The sequence below is a fragment of the Streptomyces sp. NPDC018045 genome (genome assembly GCF_044327445.1).
Lineage (GTDB): Bacteria > Actinomycetota > Actinomycetes > Streptomycetales > Streptomycetaceae > Streptomyces.
On sequence record NZ_JBIRFL010000010.1, the window covers coordinates 136,917 to 156,184 of the forward strand.

Sequence of the window (19,268 nt, forward strand, 5' to 3'; positions counted from 1 at the left end):
CGGAGGGGGCCCTCCTACTGTTGGTGAAGATCACGGTGCGCGGTGCACTCCGGCCTACGGAGAGGGGGCGCGTACGTGTGCGGGGCGTGAACATGCGCGAGGCACGCCCGCCCTGAGCCACCCCCGCCCTGAGCCACGGCCTTGATCAGACCGACGTGCTGCCCGCCCCGAGGCCGGCGCGGGCGTCGTGCAACCCCCCGAATCCCACATCCCACACCGGCCGCCACGAAGGCCACCAGACAACCGGCGCCGGCCGCGTCCACACGTCTTCGCATGATGGGGGCGGCGCCGCACGGTTGCTCTCGGTTCCTGGCGCGCGTCGCGGCCCAGCCGCCCGTCGGGACGGGGCCGCTCAGACGGGACGGATCAGCTCCCAGGTGTCGACGGCGAAATCCAAGGCCATGCCGTGCCGCTCGTAAAGAGCGAGCGCACCGCTGCTGTTGTCGGTGTCGACGCCGAGGCCTATGAGGTCGCGGCCCCGCGCCGCGTAGTGGCCGAAGGCGTGGCGCAGGAGGTAGCTGCCGAGACCACGGCCGCGGGCCCCGGCCAGGACACCGAGGTGGGCGATCCAGGCCATGGAGGCGCGGGCGTCGTGCGTGCGCAGCACGGCGGCGTCGCCGATGCCGTCCACCTGCGCGATCCATATCAGTGACCAGTCCGCGCGCTCGGCGTCGATGTCGTCCAGCCACTGTCCGTACGTCCGGGGCTGGAAGTCGAAGTGACCGGCGAACGTCTCCTGGAGCAGCGCGTGGGCGCACCGGCGGTCGGCCTCGGTACGGCAGGACCGCAGAGTCACCCCGGGCGGCGGGACCGGCAGCCGGTCGGCGGCGGAAAGGGCCCGCTTCAGTACGTTGTGGCGACGCACCGTGCGCCAGCCCCGTCCCCGGAGCGCGTCGAGGTCCATGGTGGGCGCGGTGTTGAGGTGCAGATGGATCACCGCTCGCGCCGCTCCGTTGGCGGCTGCCCGTTCCACGGCCCGCGCCTCCATCAGGTCGTACAGATGCAGGGCACCCGGCAGTCTGCCGGGCAGGACGTAGTGGTCCATGTCGATGCGCTCGCCGCCGGACTCGTCCCAGAGCAGGCCGTACGCGATCAACCGCCCGGCGTCGTACATCAGCCAGGAGTCGCGTTCCAGGTCCGCCTCGGGGTGCTTGAGGTCCGCCTGTACCTCGCTCAGGTCGGTGTCGGCACGGCCGACCTCCAGCACGTCGATCTCATTGAGCAGCGCGCACACCGCCGCCGCGTCGGCGAACGTGGCCGGGCGCACGGTCAGGCCGGGCGGTGGGGTGAGAGGCGAGGTCATCCGTCGATTCTCCGACGAAGGGGAGGCGACCGCCACGGGCTTTTCTTCGGCGCCCGATCTGTTCGGAGGGGGCGCCGGAGGGGGTGAGCGCGCCGGAGGGCGCATGGCTGCCGGATAGGCGCGTGGGTGCTGGAGGGGGGCGTGTGGGTGCTGGAGGGGGGCGTGTGGGTGCTGGAGGGAGGCGTGTGTAGCAGGGCGCGTGGCTGTGATGGGGCGCGTGGCTGCTGGAGGGCGTGTGATGGCCCCGACGCCGTAGCCGTGTCCGCTGGGCGTCCGCAATCGCTGATTCGAGGGATACCAGTGTGTAGATCACTCTGGGAACGTCGTGGCGGACCGCGGGACATGCCTGGAACAAAGACTTCCACAGGATGGATGGCATTCGAGATGACGCGAAGGACGATCAGTCGCCCCTGGCGGCTGGTGCTCGCCATGGCCGCCGGTGCGTGGACCGCAACGGCCACGGCCGCGCCGGCTCCGGCGCAGGACCGGGTGGCCGAGGTGGCAGCCTCCGGCTATCTGAACTTGCAGCAGTGCGCGTACTACGCGAGTTCGCTCGACGACCACTTCACGACGGTGCTCACGCCGAGCGGCGACGGCCGGTACTCCACCGGCACCCAACTCTCCAGCACCCCGGACACCCAGCCCAGGTGCGGCCCCGGAAACGGCAACCACGTACCCATCCCGCTGCTGGCGGGCGCCACGGCACTGAATCTGAGCGCGGGCCGCTATCTCAACCTGCACCAGTGCGACTACTACCGCAGCGCGAGCACCGACCGTTTCACGAGCTTCGTCACGCCGAGCGGCGACGGCCGGTACGCGACAGGGACGAACGTCTCCAACACCCCTGCCACCAACGTGACGTGCGGTCCCGGCAACGGCAACCACGTGCCCAATCCGGGGCTCTCGGGCGTCAAGGCGCTGGACCTGAGCGCGGGCCGCTACCTGAACGTGCACCAGTGCGTGTACTACTCGCAACGGCTCGCCAGCCACCTGACGTCAGTCGTACCGGCCCCCGACAACAGGTACACGACCGGGACGAAGGTCTCCAACACCGCCGACACCAGGCCGGTGTGCGGCTCCGGCAACGGGGACTACGTGCTCGTCCCGCTGCTGTCCAGCGTCAAGAGTTTCCCGCTGGCCTGAGCGGTTTCGCCTTCCGTCTGGACCATTCGACCCGAGTTCCGGTTCCCGGGCCGTGGCCCGCGGTCAACGCCCACGACCGGCGACGACTGCGGTGAGCCAACCCGGCCGAGCGCAGGCGGTACCGCGCATGGCGTCCTGGACGGCGGGGCAGCGGGGCAGGATCGGCCGGGCTCGTTCCTTGAGGAAGATGAACGAGTCCGGCTGGTCCGGGCTGGCGACGGACGGGTGCCGGTGATGGCACCAGCCCGGTCCGCCGCTCACAGCGGTCACCTCGTCGCCGACCACCCCGCACTCCGCGGCCAGCCCCGGCCCGGCCCTGCTCGGGAAGTCGCAGCCCAACCACTTCCGGCACCTCGCCGAAGCCGCCGCACCGTGTCCGCCACCTCCTGGGGCTGACGCACATACCTTCGTCACCCCGCCTGCGCCCACCGCCCCCTAAACAGTCCCGCTCGCCAGCCGCTGCGCCGCCCGCTCCCCGCGCCGGCCCACGGGCTCGACTCCCCATGCCGCAGCCAGGCCGGTCGGCGGCATGTCGATGTAGACCGACTCGTACGAACCCGCCGGGACGATGTACGTCTCGTGCCAGATCCCCACGCCGCCCTTGCTGCCCCGCACCCGCCGGTTGAACGCCGCCCACGCGGGCCGATGCTGTCCGGCCCGGTCGGAGGCGTAGGCGAGCAGCTTCTCGCTCGACTCCCAGTACTGCGCGACGGTGAACACGCGGGGACCGCCGCCCAGCCCCCGGTGCCCCAGCAGCCCGCTGTCGCCGTCCCGCGAGAGTTCCTTGAGCATGCGCGGCATCGCGACCAAGGCCGGCAGCCAGTGGCGTACGGCCCGCCAACGGTTGATCCGCATGCCGATGAGGAAGACGACCACGTCGCCCTCCGCCGCGGCCGTGACCCGTCGTTGGGATATCGATGCAAAGCCCATGAGATTCCCCATCTCCTATTGGATAGCGGCGCTATCCATGCTTGCATGGTGGCACTATCCAAGAAGAAGGTGCAAGAGCATGCGGCTGGCGGAACTGAGCGAGCGCAGTGGTGTGTCCACCGCCACGATCAAGTACTACCTGCGCGAAGGACTCCTCCAGCCCGGACGCCGGATCTCCGCCACCCAGGCCGAGTACGGCGAGGACCACCTCCGGCGACTGCGCCTGGTGCGGGCGCTGATCCAGATCGGCGGGGTTCCGGTGGCCGCCGCGCGCGAGGTGATCGCCGCCGCGGAGGACGAGTCGATGGACCATCACCTGCGGCTGGGCGCGGCGACCCGGGCGCTGCCCTGCACCGAGGTGCCGGCCAAGGACGACCCGGCGGTGGAGACCGCCCGCAGCTCGGTGGAGGCACTGCTGGAACGGCTGGGCTGGTCCTCCAGCACCGGCCTGGACATGCTCAACCCCGCCCACCGGCGGCTCATCGACTCGGTCGCCGCGCTGGCCCGGCTCGGCTACCCCTGCGACACCGAGCAATTGCTGCCGTACGGGCAGCTCGCAGCGCAACTGGCAGTCACCGACCTGGACATGGTCGAGGAACAGCCGACCCCGACCGGGCAGATCGAGGCGGCCGTCGCACTCACGGTGCTCTACGAACCGGTACTACTGAGCCTGCGGCGCATGGCCCACGCGGAGGAATCGGCCCGGCGGTTCTGAGACATCTCCGCCCCAGGAGAAGAACGCGCCGGCGTCCCCTTGCCGCTTGTTCGCCGGTTCCGCATCTCACCAACTCATCTGATGTCACTGTGATCGGTGGCCGCACACCAGCCGCTTCAAGCCTTTACCAGACCGGTGGCACCCGGGCCCGAAAACAACTCCGACACAACCGTAGACACGCCCCGAAAGCCGCCTCCCAAGAACCAAAGCCCTCCTACCATCAGTCGGGACCTTTCCATTCAGCGCCGCCCCGTCACACGATGACCGTCCAGAGAGGCCCGTCTGTGCATCGTTGGCTTTCCGAAGGGCGCCGAACGGCGGTGGGCCTGGCCATCGCGGTGTGCGCGGCAGTGATCCTTCCCCACGACAGCGTGGTGCGGATCTCGGCGATGGATGTCGGCGTGCTCGTACTTTTCGCCTACCTGCTCCCCTACCTCGCGATCACCTTGACCGCTTTCATGGTCACCCCTCCGGAACGGATTCGCTCCTGGGCGCATCGCGAGGCCCGCGGCACGTTCATGCAGCGCTACATTCTCGGGACCGCCCCCGGACCAGGCGTGTCGCTTTTCATCGCGGCGGCCGCGCTGGTGGTGGCGGTGGTATGGCTTCCCGGCCACATCAGCACCTCGTTCTCCGCACTGCCGCGCACGCTGATGGCTCTCACCCTCGTCGTCATCGCCTGGATCTGCGTGGTCGTGGCCTTTGCCGTCACCTTCCAAGCCGACAACCTCGTGGAAAACGAGCAGGCTCTCGACTTCCCCGGACCCGGAGGACAGCCCCCGGCCTGGGCCGATTACGTCTACTTCGCCTTGTCGGCGATGACAACCTTCGGCACCACCGACGTCAACGTGACCTCACGGGAAATGCGCCGGACGGTGGCGGCGAATACCGTCATCGCCTTCGTCTTCAACACCGTCACGGTGGCAAGCCTGGTATCCGCGCTGAGCGGCAGATAGCACCCTGGTACGAGCCGCGAGGCAGTCGACCCCCGACCGGACGTTCCCGAGAGGCAATGCGCCGGCCCGGCGGGACCCGCGATGCGCAGTGACGGCAGCTCCTTCTGGAGGCGGGACGCGGCTGAGTACGTCGAGTACTACGGGACGAAACTCCCTGGGAGTGCACGGTGTGCGAGTGCCGGGAAGAGACAGGGCCGCACAACACAGCGTCTTCGCGATCCGGACTGTGTACGTGTCAGGAACTCGCCGCAGGCTGAGAAGGCTTGCTTGATCGGAGTTCCCGGTCCGGGCCCGGCGGGTGGGTGATGGACGCGGTGTCGGCGGGGAGGGGTTCGTGGTGGTCGGCGCGGAGGCCGTCGAAGGAGATGCGCAGGAGTCTGTGCCACATCTCCGGACGGCAGTTGTCGGTGAGCTGGACGGCGTGGCCCAGCGAGACCAGCAGGAGCAGCAGGTCGTCGGTGGTCACGTCGGGGCGCAGCAGGCCCGTGGCGCCGGCGCACAGTTGCTCGATGACCAGGCGCAGTTGCTGGAGGCCCTCCAGATCGGGGGCCGTCCAGGTCAGCGCGAAGTTCTCCATGATCGCGCGGTGGCGTGCGTAGCCGGTCAGGGCCTGCTGGTAGAAGCCGGTCAGTGCCGCCCAGGGGTCCCCGGCATCGATGGCCGCCTGACGCGCGGACACCGCCCATTGCGAGAAGTCCTTGCGCAGGACCGTGTGGACGAGGTCTTCCTTCTTCGGGAAGTGCCGGTAGAGGGTGCCCATGCCCACCCCACTGCGGCGGGCGATCTCGCGTACGTCCACCGCGGTGCCCTGTTCGGCCAGCACTGCCGAGGCGGCTTCGACGATCGCTTCTCGGTTGCGGATCGCGTCCACGCGCGGAGCGCGGCGTCGGGCGCTGCCTTCCGGTTCCTCCACTGCCATGCGTTCGAGCCTAACGCCTTATACGGAGCACCCGCTCCGCTCCGTGCTACTTTCAGGAGCAAGTGCTCCGGACAGTGGAGGAGATGCCATGCCCGACCCGCCCATGATCACCACAACCGGGGCCAGGACCCCTGCCGTCGACTGGAACGCCCGGATCATCGCCGAGTTCCGGGCGAACGCCGGGTACGTGGCGTGGAGCAGCGAAGAAGAGTTCGCTGCGGGGCGCCCCGTTCCGCCACGGATCCCCGGGTTCGACGAGCGAGGCATGCCGCTGATCTTGGTGCACCACATCGGGGCCGAGTCCGGGCGCGAGCGGATCAACCCGTTGTTCTACCAGCCGGTTGGCGATGCCTGGGCCGTCTTCGGAACCCACGGCGGCAGCCCGCGTCATCCGGTCTGGTACCGGAATCTCATGGCCAATCCGCAGGCCACAGTCGAAGCGGGTACGGAGAGAGTGGCGGTCGTGGCTCGGCTCGCTGAGGGCGCGGAGCGTGCGCGGCTCTGGGCGAAAGAGGTGGCGCTCGTCCCGAAGTTCGCCGAGTTCGAGGCAGCCGCAGGCAGGCAGATCCCCGTCGTCGTGTTGGAACGTGTCCAGGCACGGACCGTCATCTCGCCCCTCCCCGAGAAATGACCTCAATGCGGGCCGCGAACTTACGGCGGAAGGTGTCGCACTCCTCCTTCCGTCAGACCAGGCACGGCTGAATCACGACAACAAGGTCAGCCGTAACGGGACTGCCTTAGGAGCGGAAGCTTCAGGAGTGGAAGCGGGTGGTCTGGTGCAGAGCGGCGCGGGGGACGGTGATGTTGTTGATCGGCGCGGAGGTGTCCGCGTAACCGAAGGAGATGCCGAACAGTAGCTTGTTGTTGCTGATCCGATGAATACCCAAGGAATCGCGGATGGTGTCGGCGTAGAAGCTCAGGAGGCCCTGCGGGCAGCTAGCGATACCGTACGCCGTCATGGCCAGTAGCAGCGTCTGCCCGTACATGCCGAGATCGGCGGCCATGCGTTCTTCGGCGTTGGGCGGCAGGAACAGCAGCGCGACATGCGGAGCGCCGTAGAAATCAAGGCTCTCGGCGGTGAACGCCTCGCGCTCTTCGTGGTCGTCGCGGCCGATGCCCAGGGCGCCGTACATCGCGGCGCCCGCTTCGTGGCGCCGCTGCGCGTACGCGCCGGTGTACAGGTCGTCGCGGTAAGGGAAATCCAGTGACATGCGCTTCTCGCCGTGCGCGGCGATCAGGTCCGCGCTCAGCCGGTCCCTGGCCGCACCGCTGACCACTTCGACGTTCCAGGGCTGCGTGTTGGAGTTGGACGGAGCCGCGCCGGCCAGGGTGAAGACGGCACGCATGGTGTCTTCGGGTACGGCGTCAGGCGTGAACGCACGGGTCGCACGGCGAGCGCGTATCAGTTTCTCGGCGTGGTCGGGCAGGAGGGTGGGGGTAGTCATGAGTTCTCGTTTCGCAAGGGGGCGAGTGCGAGTGTGTCTGGGGGCGTGGGGTATGTGGGTGTCCGCGGCCGGTAGGCCGGTAGGCCGGCAAGTAGGCAGGTGGTGGCGTGAAAAGGCAGCCGTTGGCGACTACTGCTCCAGGAAGGAGTCGATGAGGCGGTCGGCCGCTTCTTTCAGCGCGGTGGCGGATTTCTCGGCCGCGTAGATCTGGGTGGTGACGCTGGCGCCTTCCACCAGCATCTGGAGCATGTATCCCAGCGTCCGGTGGTCACGCACGGGCAACTGTGAGACGAGGTCCGTCAGCAGTTCGAGGTATTCGGCTTTCAGCTCGTCGACGGCGCTCCGTACCGGATGGCTGCGGTCGGGGAATTCGACGGACGCGTTCACCAGGGCACAGCCTCGATAGCCGGGCTCGCGGATCTGGTCGGCGATGTCGGCGATGACGTGCCGGAGTTGTGCCAGCGGGTCGTCCGGACAGGCGGCGCGGGCCGATTCCAGCCAGACGCGCGGGGGGACGGCCTTCGCTTTCACGTAAGCCAGCGCGAGGCCGTCCTTGGACTCGAAGTTGCGGTAGATGCTGGGTTTTCCGACGCCCGATCGCTCCGCGATCTCGGCCACCCCCGCCGAACGGATTCCTTCCCGATAGAAGAGGTCGCACGCGGTCTCCCATACGCGCTGACCGGCCGGCGAGCAACGTTGCTGTTCATCTGCCATCGGGGCTCCGGTTCACGGTGGACGACACCAGGCGTACCGATCGGTACGTTGGGTGACAGTACCGATCGGTACGCAGGACGTCAATCGGGGAATGAGAAACCGAAATGCGGAGGCGTCCGGGCGACTTGAGCGGATGAACGGTTCGAGGGCCGCGGTGGCGGGCGGCCGGCAGGCGGAAAGGGAGAAGGGGCGGGTGGGTGCCGCGGCCGGTGTTGCGGTCAGTTGGAGCCGGTGGTGAGTTGGGTGAGGTCCACCGCGTCGGCGCCCACGTTCGGGGCGGGGACGAGGAGGCAGACAGCGGCTACGGCTGCGAGCGCGGCGGCCAGGCAGGCCGCCCCCTTACGGCCCCTGGCCCAGCGGGCCTTGAACCGTACGGGGTCCTCCACCAGCACCTTGGACAGGCACCCGGCGGCGAGCGAAGCCGCGAGGAGGACCGCCGTACGGGCCCAGCCGCCGAACCCGAGGACTTCCTCGGAAAGGAGCAGGTAGAGCGGCCAGTGCCAGAGGTAGAGGCTGTAGGAGACGGCGCCCAGCGACCGCAGGGGCCTGCTCCCCAGGAGGCGGCCCACGGGGCCGGCCGGGGCGTGCGCGAGCAGGGCGATGAGCAGGGCCGCGGCCAGGGCGTGGAGGAAGAGACCACCGTGGAAGAGGAAGGGGGCGCTCGGCCCGTCGGTGAGGAACCAGTACGCGCCAAGGCCGCATACCAGGGCAGCGCAGAGCCGGTTGGCCAGGCGGCCGGGCGTCCTCGACAGCAGTCGGCGGGCCGGATCGGTCGCCATCAGGGCACCCAGCAGCAGCGAGAAGGCGCGGGTGTCGGTGCCCTCGTACACGCGCGTGGTGTCGGGGCCGTGCACGAGGGTGATCATGACCACGACGGAGACGACGGCTCCGACAGCGGCGATCACCGGCACGAGACGGCGCGTGGCGCGTCTCCGGGCGAGGACGGCGACCGCCACCGGCCAGACAACGTAGAACTGCCACTCGACCCCGATGCTCCACAGGTGGCTGAAGACGTGGGTGTCACCGTCGTTCCAGTAGCCGACCTGCTCGCTGATGTAGTGCCAGTTCGTGGCCTGAAGAGCGGCCCAGGGCCCGTCCTCCAGGGCGAAGCCCAGCAGGTACGGCGGACCGGCCGCGCAGACGAGGAGCAGCACCACGACGATCAGCACGGTCAGCGCGGGCAGCAGGCGGCGCGCCCGGCGTTCCCAGAAGGCGGCGAGGTCGATCGGACCGTGCCGGTGCGTGGCTTCCTTGAGCAGCAGGCCGGTGATGAGGAAGCCGGACAGGACGAAGAAGAGGTCCACACCGAGGAAGCCGCCGCCGAAGTGCCCTGCGTGGAAGAGCAGCACCCCCAGGACCGCGAGACCGCGCAGCCCGTCCAGGGGCGCGATGTGCCGGCCGGTCGCGCGCGAGCGGGGGCGTTGGTGGCGGTGGGGGCGGGTGGCTACTTGGGAGGGCGGCACGGGCGCGGGCGTCGTCATGTAGGGGTCCTTGTTGGTGGAGCGGGGAGATGGGCGGGGGTGAGGGGCAGGCAGGCGCCGCCCCGGAATGGGAGGCGGCTGGGGGCTGCTCCGGGGCGGGGAAGCTGGCCGACGGAACAGCTACCTTCCGGGCGCGGTGTGGTGGCCGCAGGGCTGCCGCCCGAGGCGACGCCAGGCGGCACGGCGTCGAAGGACCAGGGGCACACCGGCGCCAACGTCTGCGTCCGCGTCCGCGTCCGCATCTGCCTCGCGCGCAAGCCCCCCGTACGGCCGACAGCGCGAGCAAAAACAGTCACGCGAGCGACGCCGCACGGCTCGTACAGCCCATACGCGCCTCAGCAGCCACGCACACGAGGCCGCACAGCCTCACCCACCGCGCACACGACGCCACCCAGCCCCAGCCCCCACCACCCCGAGACGGAGCCCCTAACCGAAGACCTACCAACTCACCCGCACTTGAGCTGCCCGTAAACCTTGTCCCCGGTCCACGAACCCTTAGCCCACTGGTCCGCAGCAGCGGGTGTGAAGGAGTAGTTCTTGCTCAGCTCCTGGCCGAGCCAGTTGGCGAACGCCGCCGAGCCCTGCTGGCAGGAGTGGATGCCGTCCTTGCTGCGCTGTGCCTTGGCCGCGGCGCTGTCGGTGCCCCACAGTGCGGAGGCGTCGAGGAACCGGGCCTGATCCGCGTTCTTCTCGGCCGTCTCCTCGGCCGCCTTCGGCGCCGACTTGATGGCGGACTCGTGGTCCTTGTAGAACTCGTCGATCTTGAACGGCGGGGCGGAGACGAGGACGAGTTCGGCGCCCGCGTCCTTCGCGACCTTCGCGAGGTGCTCGTACGAACTGCTCTGCTGGGCGGGCGTTCCCCAGTCGTAGGTGGTGACCTGGTAGGCGATGACGTCCGGGTGGAAGGAGCCGACCGCCTTGGCGAGGCTCTTGAAGGTGTCGTCGGCGAAGGTGGCGGTGGGGCCCTCTCCCTTGACGACCGTGCCGCCGCCCGCGGAGGCGATGGACTTGAACTCCACACCGCCGGCCTTCATGGCGGCGCCGAGCGCGGGGGCCTCCGCCTCGGCGATCGAGTCGCCCATCCAGAGCAGCTTCGAAAGGTGCTTGCCGCCCTTGTTTCCCGCGGGCGGCGCGGCGGCGGACGCTCCGTCGTCGCTGTCACTGCCGGACGCCGAGTTGCCGCAGCCGGTGAGGGCGAGAAGGGACGCGCCCACGACGAGGAGGGCCCCGGCGGACACGGCCGGGTTCTTGAGCCCCCTGGAGCGGCGCGCCGGGGCGGCGGACACGGCGGATGCGGCGGTCTGCTGCCGCGCGGGGGACGGGGTCTGGTCGATGTGCTTGCTGTGCATGCTTCGAGGCAACCACGGCGCCCGGGCGGTGACGGCGCCTGTCATCGTCCGCTCACAGAGCGCGGGGGTCCCCGTCACACGGCTCTCACGTACTGGCCGAAATCCGGGCCGCGGCACGTGTCCGGCGTACGAGGGGCCGCTGTCGGAGGGGCGTCAGAGAGCGCCGAGTGCCGTCATCATGCCGAGGCCGTCCGAGACGACCCAGTACTCGGTGAAGCGGCCGTCGGCGACGCGGAAGATGTCCTGTCCGGCGAAGGAGATCCGGGTGCCGGGCGGGGCGGTGGTGCCGGGGATGCCGCCGCGGTAGGTGCCGTGGAAGGTCCAGTGCGCCGCCACCAGGCCGTCGCCGACGATCGGGCCGACGTCCAGGGTGTTCTCGATGTCGCTGAAGTGGGCGTGCGACTGGCGTACCTGGCCGGCCACCTCTTGCGGCCCGTGGACGTCGAACGTGGGCCAGTGGCCGACGACGTCCGGGGCGAAGATCTCCTCGGCCACGGAGAAGTCGCCGTGCCACAGGTCGAAGAGCCAGCGGTGGTAGAGCGTAGCGGTGGCGTCCATGCAGCTATTTTGCGTACGCGTACGCCAGCGGGTCAATCACCGGCGCGCGGCTGCGGGCGCCGCCCGGCGGCCGCCGCCGTGATCAGGGAGGTCACGAGCGTGGCGAGGTCGTCGGCGAAGCGGTCGCGGCGGTCCGCGGACAGCCAGTACGGGCGCAGCGCGGCCACCGTGGGGTACTGGGCGGGGTCGGCCTCGGCGGGCACGCTCACCTGGTACGGGGAACGGCCCCCGGGGCGGTCGGCGTGCTGGGTGAGGTCGCCGAGGAGGAAGTTCCAGACGATCCGGTTGGCGACGGCCGCCTCCGCCAGCATCAGACCGCAGGCTGCCCATGAGGCGTAGATCTCCTCCAGGAGCCACAGGACCGAGGGCGCCATCAGGTCGCCCCGGCCCAGCACGTCCACGATCCAGGGCCGGGCCGCCAGCTCGTCGCGCTGCCAGGCCAGCAGGGCCACAAGGCGGGCGCGGGGCTCGTCGGGCAGCGCGGGCCGGGGCAGGTCGGTCACGATGCGGTCCAGGAGGAGGACCAGGAGTTCGTCCTTGTCCCGCACGTGCCGGTAGATGCTCATCGGGGCGCTGCCCAACGCCTCGGCGACCCGGCGCATGGTCAGCGCCCGGCTGCCTTCCCTGGTGACGATGTCCAGGGCCGCCTCGATGACGCGGTCGCGGGAGAGCCGGGGCGGCCGTCCGCGGCGCGCCGTACCCCGCCCGGTAGCGGCTTCCCGCGCCCCGTCCGCGCCCGGTCCCGTACCTGCTCCGCGGCGCTCGCCTGCTGTGCTGTGCTCGCTCACGGGAGCAGTCTGGCATCGCGGGAAAAGCGGGGCCGGAGAGCGGAGGGCGTGGCCCCTCACACCTTGACTGACTCGGCAGCATCGCGCTCAGCCGCGCGCTGCGCCAGCTCCGACCAGTTGTCCGCGTACGCGCGAGCCAGTCGGGCAATGGTCCGGCGGTGGTCCCGGGGCAGGTCGGACGTGATCTTCTCCCACTCCTCCGGGCTGACGGTGTGGATGCCGAGCAGGCGCAGCAGGGTGCGGCCGGTGTCGCTGTAGCGCAGGGCCGGATCGCCCTTGAGACGGTTCACGACGCGGCGCCGGTCCGCCGCGGGCATCCGGATACCGGGCACCGTACCGCCGGCTGCCCGGCGGGGTACGGAATGCCTGCCGGGGCCTTGTGTCTGCTGCTCGCCACGCTTGCCGCGCGCTGTGAGCAGGGGCTCTTCGCCGCGGCGGATCCGGTTGCGTACATCACGCGCGGTTTCCGGGGATATTCCGGTCCGCTGCGCGATCTGCCGGAGCGAGAGGTCCGGGTTCTCGGCGATGAGTTCGCCGGCCAGCCTGCGGCCTTCGGCGCCGTCGAGCGGGCGGAAGCGGCCGTCCTGTCCGACGCGTCCGCGCTCGGCCGACGCGCCGCCCGACATCCGGCGGCGGACCTTGGCCACCGTCGCCGGGGCCACACCGGCGATCGAGGCGATCATCCGGTTCGACCAGATGGGATGCGAGGCGATGATGCGCTCGGCCGCACGCTTCCGGTCCGCCTTGGTCAGGGGCAGTCCGTGGACGGTGTTGGTCTCGACGGCCAGGACGAAGGCGTCCGCGTCGTCGCCGTCGAAGAACCGTACGGGGATCGTGGTCCGGCCGCGCCGCTCGGCCGCGCGCAACCGGTGCGCGCCGTCGATGACCCGCAGTGTGCCGCGGTGGACGATGATGGGGGGAAGGGGCGCGTCGGCGACCGCCAGCAATTCGATGTGTTCCTGATCCTCCCCTGAAATCCTCGGCGAATCGCTCACCGACAAGGCACTGATCTCGACATCGACGACCGTGTGCGGGTCGACCTGCGACTGCCCGGGTTCCACTTGCCCCTCCTCGGTCCGCGTTTCCCGTTCGCTCTCCGATTCCGGAGCGCCGGACGGTTCACGGGTGGGCCGGTCCCGCCCCGGAATGCGGGGCGGTGCGACCGGTAAGTGCCGTACCGTTTCTGCCTTTCGGCCGCGGGAAACGGAAAGCCGGAGAGCGAGAGCTGTTCCGGGCGGCGGAGCCTGTCCGCGTCGTATGCGCTCCCGCACTCCGGCTCCGTTCGGCGCGGCGGGCCGGAATCCGGCGGCCCGTCCCCGAACCGATGTCCCGCCGCCGCGCCGCCACAGCCGGGCCGTTGCAGGTGGCCGTGGTCGTACGGCGTCTCCGGCCGGAACCGCCCGGCTTCCCGCGCCGGACGCCGATGGCTCGAAGGTGCCGTTGTGCTGCTGATGCTGAGCCGGTGCGCCGAGGCACGGAAGGGGGCTTTTGACCAGGACTTGTCCAGCACTTGTCCGGCCTGCTCAGCGTGCGGGGCAGCGCCGCATCCGGACAATTCCGCAGGGCTTGTCCGAAGGGAATTCCGTTGACTTCCGCCGAGGCCGTCCGCGCCCTGGGCGGCGGGGCGAAGTCACCGTACGCGTGGCGCATACACGTCGACGGAACGGGACGGGCGTACGGGCGCGGGGCGGCCGGTCGGCCCCTCACCCGTACGGATGCGTCGGCCGGTCAGTTGCGCGCGCCGAACACCTGCGTCCACGTCGGTCCGCCGGACGTTTCGTGGGTGCCTATGCCCATTTCCTTGAAGTCGCAGTTGAGGATGTTCGCCCGGTGGCCGGGGCTGTTCATCCAGCTCTTCATCACCTCGGTGGCCGACCGCTGTCCCCTGGCGATGTTCTCGCCGTAGGTGCTCCATCGGTATCCGGCGGCCGCGATACGAGCCCCCGGGTCCGTGCCGTCCGGACTGGTGTGGTCGAAATAGTTCCGGGCGTCCATGTCCTGGGAATGCCGCCGGGCCGCGGTGACGAGCTGGTCATTGGCGCTGACGGGTGAGCAGCCCTGTTTGGCGCGTTCGGTGTTGACCAGTGCGGTGACTTGCCGGGCGAGGCCCGATCCGCCGCTTCCGGAACCGGCGGCCGGAGCCGGGGCCGCGGAGGTCGGGCGCGGCGCGGGCGCGGCCGGTTCGGAGGGGGCCCGCTTCTTCCTCGGGGTGTGCGGCTCCTTGGAGGGGGGCGGGGAGGGCGGGGTGGGGCTCGCGCTGCGGGTCGTCCTGGACGGCGAAGGGGTGGGAGGCGCCGCCGAGGGCCTGGCCAGGGGCGCCGACTCGGGTTCCGTGGCGGCCCGTGAGGCGCCGGGGTCGTCGTCCGGCCCGCTGGTGATCAGCGGGAGCGCGCCGCCCACCGTGGCGAGGGCGGCGGCGGCCACGGCGGCCGCGGTGACGGCGCGACGGCGGCGGACGCGACGGTTCTCGCGCAGCGCGTCGCGGAGCTGGGCGCGCCCGCCTCCCGTGGCCGGGCCGGCGGCCGGGGGCGCTGTCGCTCCGCCCACCGCCGTATGCCCGGCGGGCTGCTGGGTGGTGGTGGCCGCGAGGGCCGGGGTCCGCATGGCATCCGGCGCGAGCGCGGCGGCCGGCGGCACCAGGGCCAGGCCGACGAGCAGCCGGTCGGCGGGCACCAGCCCGGACGAGAAGGAGGAGCAGACGGTGCACTCACGGGCGTGCCGCGCGATGCGCTTGCGCCACAGCGCGGAGGGTTCCCCGTCCCACTGCTCGGTCACGGTGTCCAGCAGGACGCACCGTGGTGTGGCGGACAGGGCGCGTACGACCACGCGGGAGGCTTCGAGCTGGGTCTTCATCCGCTGGACCCGTACGGCCGTGTGCTGGGGCGTCAGCTCCATCGCGGCGGCGACCTCCGCCCGGGTCAGCTCGCCGGCGGCCTCCAGCCACCACAGGGACAGCAGGGCGCGGTCGCCCTCGTCGAGCCAGCGGGTGGCTTCGGCGACCTCCCGGCGCTGTCCGGACAGGCCGAGGCGGACGATGGTCAGTCCGACGAAGTCGGCGCGGGGGTCGGGGACGTCGTAGGCGGCGTCCAGGCCGCCGTCGACGGGCGCGGCCTGGTCCTGCCGCCAGTGCGCCCGTATCTGGTTCATCGTGATGGCCACCAGCCAGGACCGGAAGCTGCCGGGGTCGCGGAGGTCGCCGAGGCTGCCGAGGGCCCGGAGCATCGTCTCCTGCGCCACGTCGTCCACGTCCGCGTGGCCGTGCAGCGCGCGTCCCACGATGTTGTACACCAGGGGCATGGACGCGGTGACGAGCTGGTCCCTGGCCTGCCCGTCCCCCGCCTGCGCGGCCGCAATCACCGCAGGGTCGAGTTCGCTGCTCACGCTCTGTCCACTTTCTTTCGGCTCGGGCTTGTTCCGTCCCACACTCAGGAGATGCTGCGGGCGCGGGCCCGATAACAGAAATCGAGCAATCGTCCGCGGGATTCGGACGGGGAGGCGATACGGCGTGGGTGACGGTGATGCCGTACGGGCTGCGCGGGGTGCCGGGCGGTGCGCGCGGAGGGCCGATGGCCTGGGCGGAGGCACGGCTCCCGGGAGGGTCTCACCCGTGCGGGGCCGAAATATCGGCGGAAATTCCCCGACGGGTGCATCCTTCGGCGTGACTCGTGCGTCTCACGAGAAAGCCACCCTTTCATGTGGCCGTACTACAGCGGCATTTGGAGAAAACACGTTGAAAACTGGCATCAAGGGCGTACGTCGCCTGTCCGCGACGGCCGTCACCGCCGCGGGGGCCGTACTGCTGACCGGGACGTTCGCCGCCTCGGCCCAGGCCGCGGCGCCCCAGGCCGCCCCGGCGAAGGCCGCGGCAGTGAAGGCCGCGGCGCCCAAGGCACCCGCGATCACCGCGGCAGGCGGTTTCGCGATGAACAACGGCACCGGCAAGGCCGCCTTCAGCAAGGCGGCGGACACCCGCCGTTCCATGGGCTCCACCACCAAGATCATGACGGCGCAGGTGGTGCTGTCCCAGAAGAAGCTCAACCTGGACACCAAGGTCACGGTCGACAAGGCGTACAGCGACTACATCGTCGCCAAGACCGCTTCGTCGGCCCGGCTCATCGTCGGGGACAAGGTCACCGTCCGCCAGCTCCTGTACGGGCTGATGCTCCCGTCCGGCTGCGACGCGGCGTACGCGCTGGCCGACAAGTTCGGCAGCGGCTCCACGCGGGCGGCGCGGGTGAAGTCGTTCATCGGCCAGATGAACACCGCGGCCAAGAACCTCGGTCTGAAGAACACGCACTTCGACTCGTTCGACGGCATCGGCAACGGTGCGAACTACTCGACGCCGCGTGATCTGACGAAGCTGGCCTCCAGCGCGATGAAGAACGCCACGTTCCGCAGTGTCGTGGGCACGAAGTCCACCAAGCAGAAGGTCACGACGAAGAACGGCGGCTACCGCTACATGTCGTGGACCAACACCAACAACCTGCTCGGCAGCTACGCCGGCACCATCGGCGTCAAGACGGGCTCGGGCCCGGAGGCCAAGTACTGCCTGGTCTTCGCCGCCACCCGCAAGGGCAAGACGGTCATCGGTACGGTCCTCGCCTCCTCCTCGGTGGCCAACCGCACCGCCGACGCGAAGAAGCTGCTGGACCACGGCTTCAAGGTGTGACGCACGGAGAGGGCCTGCCCGCGGCATCCCGGCCGGGGGCAGGCCCTTTCCCGTGCCGTCCGCCGGGCGGGCCGCGTCCGAGGCCCCGTGGTGGGGCTGCCCCCAGGCCGCGGACGGGGGACGGCCGCATTCTCCGTACGGGACGGCACTTCTAGCGTCCTCGCCATGACTCACTTGCTGACCGACTCCCCGCGGACCTTGCCGCTGCCGCCTCCAACCGCGCCCCGCCGCGGACTGCCGGTGTTCCTCGCCGTGGCCTACCTGGGCATGTGGGCGGCGATGACACCCCTTCTGGTCACGGGCTTCCAGCGGGAGAGCGCCCGGTCGGGCACGGGCGCGCTGGAAGAAGTGTGCATCTCGGCCGCGATGTTCGCGCCGGCGCTCGCCGCGCTCATCGTCGTCCGGTACGTGGAACGCACCGGGCGGATACGGGACGTCCTCGCCCTGCGCCGGCCGCGGCCCCACGGCCGCACCGCACGCTCCTGCCTGCTCGCCCTCGCGGTCCCGGCGGCGCTGACCGCCCTCGCGCTCGGCGCCGGCGCGGCGGCCGGCCACTACCCCCTCGGCGCGCGGTGGGACGGGCTCGCTCCCTGGGCGACCGCCATGCTGCTCCAGATGCTGGTCTCGCTGCCGCTGTTCTTCGGCGAGGAACTGGGCTGGCAGGGCTATCTCTTCCCGCGCCTGGCGGGGGACGGCAAGGGCGCGCGCCTGGTGTGGGCGTACGTGGGCACCGGCGCCGCCTTCGCGCTGTGGCATCTGCCCACGCTGCTGATGGGCGGGCAGTATCCCGGCCGGCCCTGGTACGTGTCCGTACCCGCCATGGTGATCAGTTGCACGCTCATCCTGCCGGTCTTCACCTGGCTGCGGCTGCGCTCCGGATCGGTGGTGCCCGCGGTGCTCGGCCACACCTTCGTGAGCACGGCGAGCGTGGGCATGGTCAAGGTGTTCGCCACACCGGACGCTCCCCTGGACCCCCTGCACATGGGGCTGACCGGCTGGCCCGGCTGGATCGTCACGGGCGCGTTCGTCGCCTTCCTCGCGCTGACCGGGCGGCTCCGTCCGTCCACGTACGACCGGAAGGCGGGGCCCGGGGAAGGCTAGGAGGCCAGGCATGACGGGGCCCGGCGGCCGCCGCGGCACCGCCCCTGCCCGGGTGCCGGGGCCGCCGCGCCCGGGCGAGTAGGCTCCGTGTGATGGAGATCTTCCACCTGCGCTACTTCGTGGCGGTCGCCGAGCACCTGAGCTTCTCCCAGGCCGCCCGCCGGCTCCATATGGCGACCTCGCCCCTGAGTCAGCGGGTGCGGGATCTCGAACGCGAACTCGGCCAGAGACTCTTCGACCGGGACTCCCACCACGTGGCGCTCACCCCCGCCGGCCGGACGCTGCTGCCCATCGCGAAGGACGTGCTGGGCCGGTTCGACGACATCCCCTGGCGGCTGCGCCGGGAGATAGGGCCCGAGCGGCGTGCCGTCTACGTGGGCGTGCCGCCCGCGCTGCACCCGCGGATACGGGAGCGCCTGACGCGGCTGGAGGAGCGCTGCGCCGAGGAGTTCGACGTCAAGCGCTGGCCCGGCAAGAGCGGCAATCTCCTGAACGCGGTCCAGCGCGGCGACCTGGCCATGGCCCTGGTCCACCTGCCCGTACACGCCGAGGGCATCGAGGTGGTGGAGCTGCTGCACGAGCCGCTGGGCGCGGTACTGCCGGCCGCCGACTTCCGCGGGCGTACCTCGGTGTCCCTGAGCGAACTCACCGACTACACCTATGTGTGTTCCGCGCCCGGGACCCTGCCAACCTATTTCGAGCAGCTCAAGGTACGCCTGAAAGCCGCCGGTATTCACAAGGAAATCACCCTGAATATCGGCGACTATGCGAGCGTCGCGGAAATGGTGGCGAACGGATCGACGTTCGGCATCACCCTGCTGGAGCGGGAGAACAACGCGAATACCTACGGCAACGACGCGAATGTGGTGTTGCCGTTCGCGGATTTCTCCCCGTCGCTGGCGACCGGGCTGGTCTGGCGCCGCGACCGCGGCGAGCCGGACGGTGACCTGCACGTCCTGGTACGGGAGGCGCAGTGTGCGCTGCCGGAGCCGGCCGGTACGGACTGACCGGGCGACCGCGGCGGAACCACCGCTGAAGGGCGCTCGACACTCCTGAAGAAATGCCGCGAAGAACGGCGTGACCACTGTGGTCACGCCGTTCTTCGCGTATTGGTGTCACCCATGGATTGAATGCCCCCTCCGTACAGGTCTAGCGTTTCCGGTGGGCGAAGGAACGCGGAACGCAACCGCACGTTCT

18 protein-coding genes are annotated in these 19,268 nt (G+C 70.4%); 7 read left to right on the plus strand and 11 right to left on the minus strand.

The window, feature by feature from the left end; all coding sequences use genetic code 11:
* Positions 1–352: 352 nt before the first annotated feature.
* Positions 353–1,303 carry a GNAT family N-acetyltransferase gene (locus ACH4EB_RS23355; RefSeq protein WP_398349489.1) on the minus strand — a complete coding sequence of 317 codons (951 nt, stop codon included), beginning with the start codon at positions 1,301–1,303 and terminating at the stop codon, positions 353–355.
* Positions 1,304–1,687: 384 nt separating this feature from the next.
* Here ACH4EB_RS23355 and ACH4EB_RS23360 point away from each other — a divergent pair, with 384 nt between their 5' ends.
* A complete protein-coding gene (locus ACH4EB_RS23360; RefSeq protein WP_398349490.1) occupies positions 1,688–2,446 on the plus strand; it encodes a hypothetical protein in 759 nt (252 codons plus the stop codon).
* Positions 2,447–2,881: 435 nt separating this feature from the next.
* On the opposite strand, the gene ACH4EB_RS23365 is transcribed toward ACH4EB_RS23360, so the two are convergent.
* Positions 2,882–3,376 (minus strand): DUF4188 domain-containing protein, encoded by a 495-nt coding sequence (locus tag ACH4EB_RS23365; RefSeq protein WP_398349491.1) that lies wholly within the window; start codon positions 3,374–3,376, stop codon positions 2,882–2,884.
* 79 nt (positions 3,377–3,455) lie between these two features.
* On the opposite strand from ACH4EB_RS23365, the gene ACH4EB_RS23370 reads away from it, so the two are divergent.
* Both ACH4EB_RS23370 and ACH4EB_RS23375 read left to right on the plus strand, forming a co-directional pair.
* Positions 3,456–4,091, plus strand: coding sequence for a MerR family transcriptional regulator (locus ACH4EB_RS23370; protein ID WP_398349492.1), 636 nt, complete (start codon positions 3,456–3,458; stop codon positions 4,089–4,091).
* Positions 4,092–4,351: 260 nt separating this feature from the next.
* Positions 4,352–5,047, plus strand: coding sequence for a DUF1345 domain-containing protein (locus ACH4EB_RS23375; protein WP_398349493.1), 696 nt, complete (start codon positions 4,352–4,354; stop codon positions 5,045–5,047).
* A gap of 235 nt (positions 5,048–5,282) precedes the next feature.
* Here ACH4EB_RS23375 and ACH4EB_RS23380 read toward each other — a convergent pair whose 3' ends face one another.
* Positions 5,283–5,966 (minus strand): TetR/AcrR family transcriptional regulator, encoded by a 684-nt coding sequence (locus ACH4EB_RS23380; protein ID WP_398349494.1) that lies wholly within the window; start codon positions 5,964–5,966, stop codon positions 5,283–5,285.
* 88 nt (positions 5,967–6,054) lie between these two features.
* Here ACH4EB_RS23380 and ACH4EB_RS23385 point away from each other — a divergent pair, with 88 nt between their 5' ends.
* Entirely contained in the window at positions 6,055–6,597 is a 543-nt protein-coding gene (locus tag ACH4EB_RS23385; RefSeq protein WP_398349495.1) for a nitroreductase/quinone reductase family protein, read from the plus strand.
* Between the two features lie 121 nt (positions 6,598–6,718).
* Here ACH4EB_RS23385 and ACH4EB_RS23390 read toward each other — a convergent pair whose 3' ends face one another.
* From ACH4EB_RS23390 to ACH4EB_RS23425, 8 genes are all read right to left on the minus strand, one after another.
* Positions 6,719–7,411: a nitroreductase gene (locus ACH4EB_RS23390; RefSeq protein WP_398349496.1), complete on the minus strand. Its 693-nt coding sequence runs from the start codon at positions 7,409–7,411 to the stop codon at positions 6,719–6,721.
* Between the two features lie 129 nt (positions 7,412–7,540).
* On the minus strand, positions 7,541–8,125 hold the full coding sequence (locus tag ACH4EB_RS23395) for a TetR/AcrR family transcriptional regulator (RefSeq protein ID WP_398349497.1): 585 nt from the start codon (positions 8,123–8,125) through the stop codon (positions 7,541–7,543).
* 218 nt (positions 8,126–8,343) lie between these two features.
* Positions 8,344–9,606, minus strand: coding sequence for an acyltransferase family protein (locus tag ACH4EB_RS23400; protein WP_398349498.1), 1,263 nt, complete (start codon positions 9,604–9,606; stop codon positions 8,344–8,346).
* Between the two features lie 446 nt (positions 9,607–10,052).
* Positions 10,053–10,955, minus strand: a complete 903-nt coding sequence (locus ACH4EB_RS23405; protein ID WP_398349499.1) for an SGNH/GDSL hydrolase family protein — start codon at positions 10,953–10,955, stop codon at positions 10,053–10,055.
* Positions 10,956–11,108: 153 nt separating this feature from the next.
* Complete coding sequence (locus ACH4EB_RS23410; RefSeq protein WP_398349500.1) at positions 11,109–11,513, minus strand: ester cyclase; 405 nt, start codon at positions 11,511–11,513, stop codon at positions 11,109–11,111.
* Between the two features lie 32 nt (positions 11,514–11,545).
* Positions 11,546–12,301, minus strand: coding sequence for a TetR/AcrR family transcriptional regulator (locus ACH4EB_RS23415; RefSeq protein ID WP_398349501.1), 756 nt, complete (start codon positions 12,299–12,301; stop codon positions 11,546–11,548).
* Positions 12,302–12,357: 56 nt separating this feature from the next.
* Positions 12,358–13,362, minus strand: coding sequence for a ParB N-terminal domain-containing protein (locus ACH4EB_RS23420; RefSeq protein ID WP_398349502.1), 1,005 nt, complete (start codon positions 13,360–13,362; stop codon positions 12,358–12,360).
* A gap of 667 nt (positions 13,363–14,029) precedes the next feature.
* Positions 14,030–15,682, minus strand: a complete 1,653-nt coding sequence (locus ACH4EB_RS23425) for a sigma-70 family RNA polymerase sigma factor (protein ID WP_398349503.1) — start codon at positions 15,680–15,682, stop codon at positions 14,030–14,032.
* Between the two features lie 349 nt (positions 15,683–16,031).
* On the opposite strand from ACH4EB_RS23425, the gene ACH4EB_RS23430 reads away from it, so the two are divergent.
* The 3 genes from ACH4EB_RS23430 (at position 16,032) to ACH4EB_RS23440 (ending at position 19,078) form a co-directional block, all read left to right on the plus strand.
* Positions 16,032–16,970: a D-alanyl-D-alanine carboxypeptidase family protein gene (locus tag ACH4EB_RS23430; protein ID WP_398349504.1), complete on the plus strand. Its 939-nt coding sequence runs from the start codon at positions 16,032–16,034 to the stop codon at positions 16,968–16,970.
* Between the two features lie 165 nt (positions 16,971–17,135).
* On the plus strand, positions 17,136–18,071 hold the full coding sequence (locus ACH4EB_RS23435) for a type II CAAX prenyl endopeptidase Rce1 family protein (protein ID WP_398349505.1): 936 nt from the start codon (positions 17,136–17,138) through the stop codon (positions 18,069–18,071).
* Between the two features lie 92 nt (positions 18,072–18,163).
* Entirely contained in the window at positions 18,164–19,078 is a 915-nt protein-coding gene (locus ACH4EB_RS23440) for a LysR family transcriptional regulator (RefSeq protein WP_398349506.1), read from the plus strand.
* Positions 19,079–19,268 lie beyond the last annotated feature (190 nt).

Bases quoted from the DNA above. Each gene is read 5' to 3' on its own strand.
- ACH4EB_RS23385 (WP_398349495.1), top strand. From the start codon at position 6,055: ATGCCCGACCCGCCCATGATCACCACAACCGGGGCCAGGACCCCTGCC.
- ACH4EB_RS23405 (WP_398349499.1), bottom strand. From the start codon at position 10,955: ATGCACAGCAAGCACATCGACCAGACCCCGTCCCCCGCGCGGCAGCAG.
- ACH4EB_RS23395 (WP_398349497.1), bottom strand. From the start codon at position 8,125: ATGGCAGATGAACAGCAACGTTGCTCGCCGGCCGGTCAGCGCGTATGG.
- ACH4EB_RS23380 (WP_398349494.1), bottom strand. From the start codon at position 5,966: ATGGCAGTGGAGGAACCGGAAGGCAGCGCCCGACGCCGCGCTCCGCGC.
- ACH4EB_RS23410 (WP_398349500.1), bottom strand. From the start codon at position 11,513: ATGGACGCCACCGCTACGCTCTACCACCGCTGGCTCTTCGACCTGTGG.
- ACH4EB_RS23370 (WP_398349492.1), top strand. From the start codon at position 3,456: ATGCGGCTGGCGGAACTGAGCGAGCGCAGTGGTGTGTCCACCGCCACG.
- ACH4EB_RS23375 (WP_398349493.1), top strand. From the start codon at position 4,352: ATGACCGTCCAGAGAGGCCCGTCTGTGCATCGTTGGCTTTCCGAAGGG.
- ACH4EB_RS23400 (WP_398349498.1), bottom strand. From the start codon at position 9,606: ATGACGACGCCCGCGCCCGTGCCGCCCTCCCAAGTAGCCACCCGCCCC.
- ACH4EB_RS23390 (WP_398349496.1), bottom strand. From the start codon at position 7,411: ATGACTACCCCCACCCTCCTGCCCGACCACGCCGAGAAACTGATACGC.
- ACH4EB_RS23365 (WP_398349491.1), bottom strand. From the start codon at position 3,376: ATGGGCTTTGCATCGATATCCCAACGACGGGTCACGGCCGCGGCGGAG.
- ACH4EB_RS23355 (WP_398349489.1), bottom strand. From the start codon at position 1,303: ATGACCTCGCCTCTCACCCCACCGCCCGGCCTGACCGTGCGCCCGGCC.
- ACH4EB_RS23360 (WP_398349490.1), top strand. From the start codon at position 1,688: ATGACGCGAAGGACGATCAGTCGCCCCTGGCGGCTGGTGCTCGCCATG.
- ACH4EB_RS23435 (WP_398349505.1), top strand. From the start codon at position 17,136: ATGACTCACTTGCTGACCGACTCCCCGCGGACCTTGCCGCTGCCGCCT.
- ACH4EB_RS23440 (WP_398349506.1), top strand. From the start codon at position 18,164: ATGGAGATCTTCCACCTGCGCTACTTCGTGGCGGTCGCCGAGCACCTG.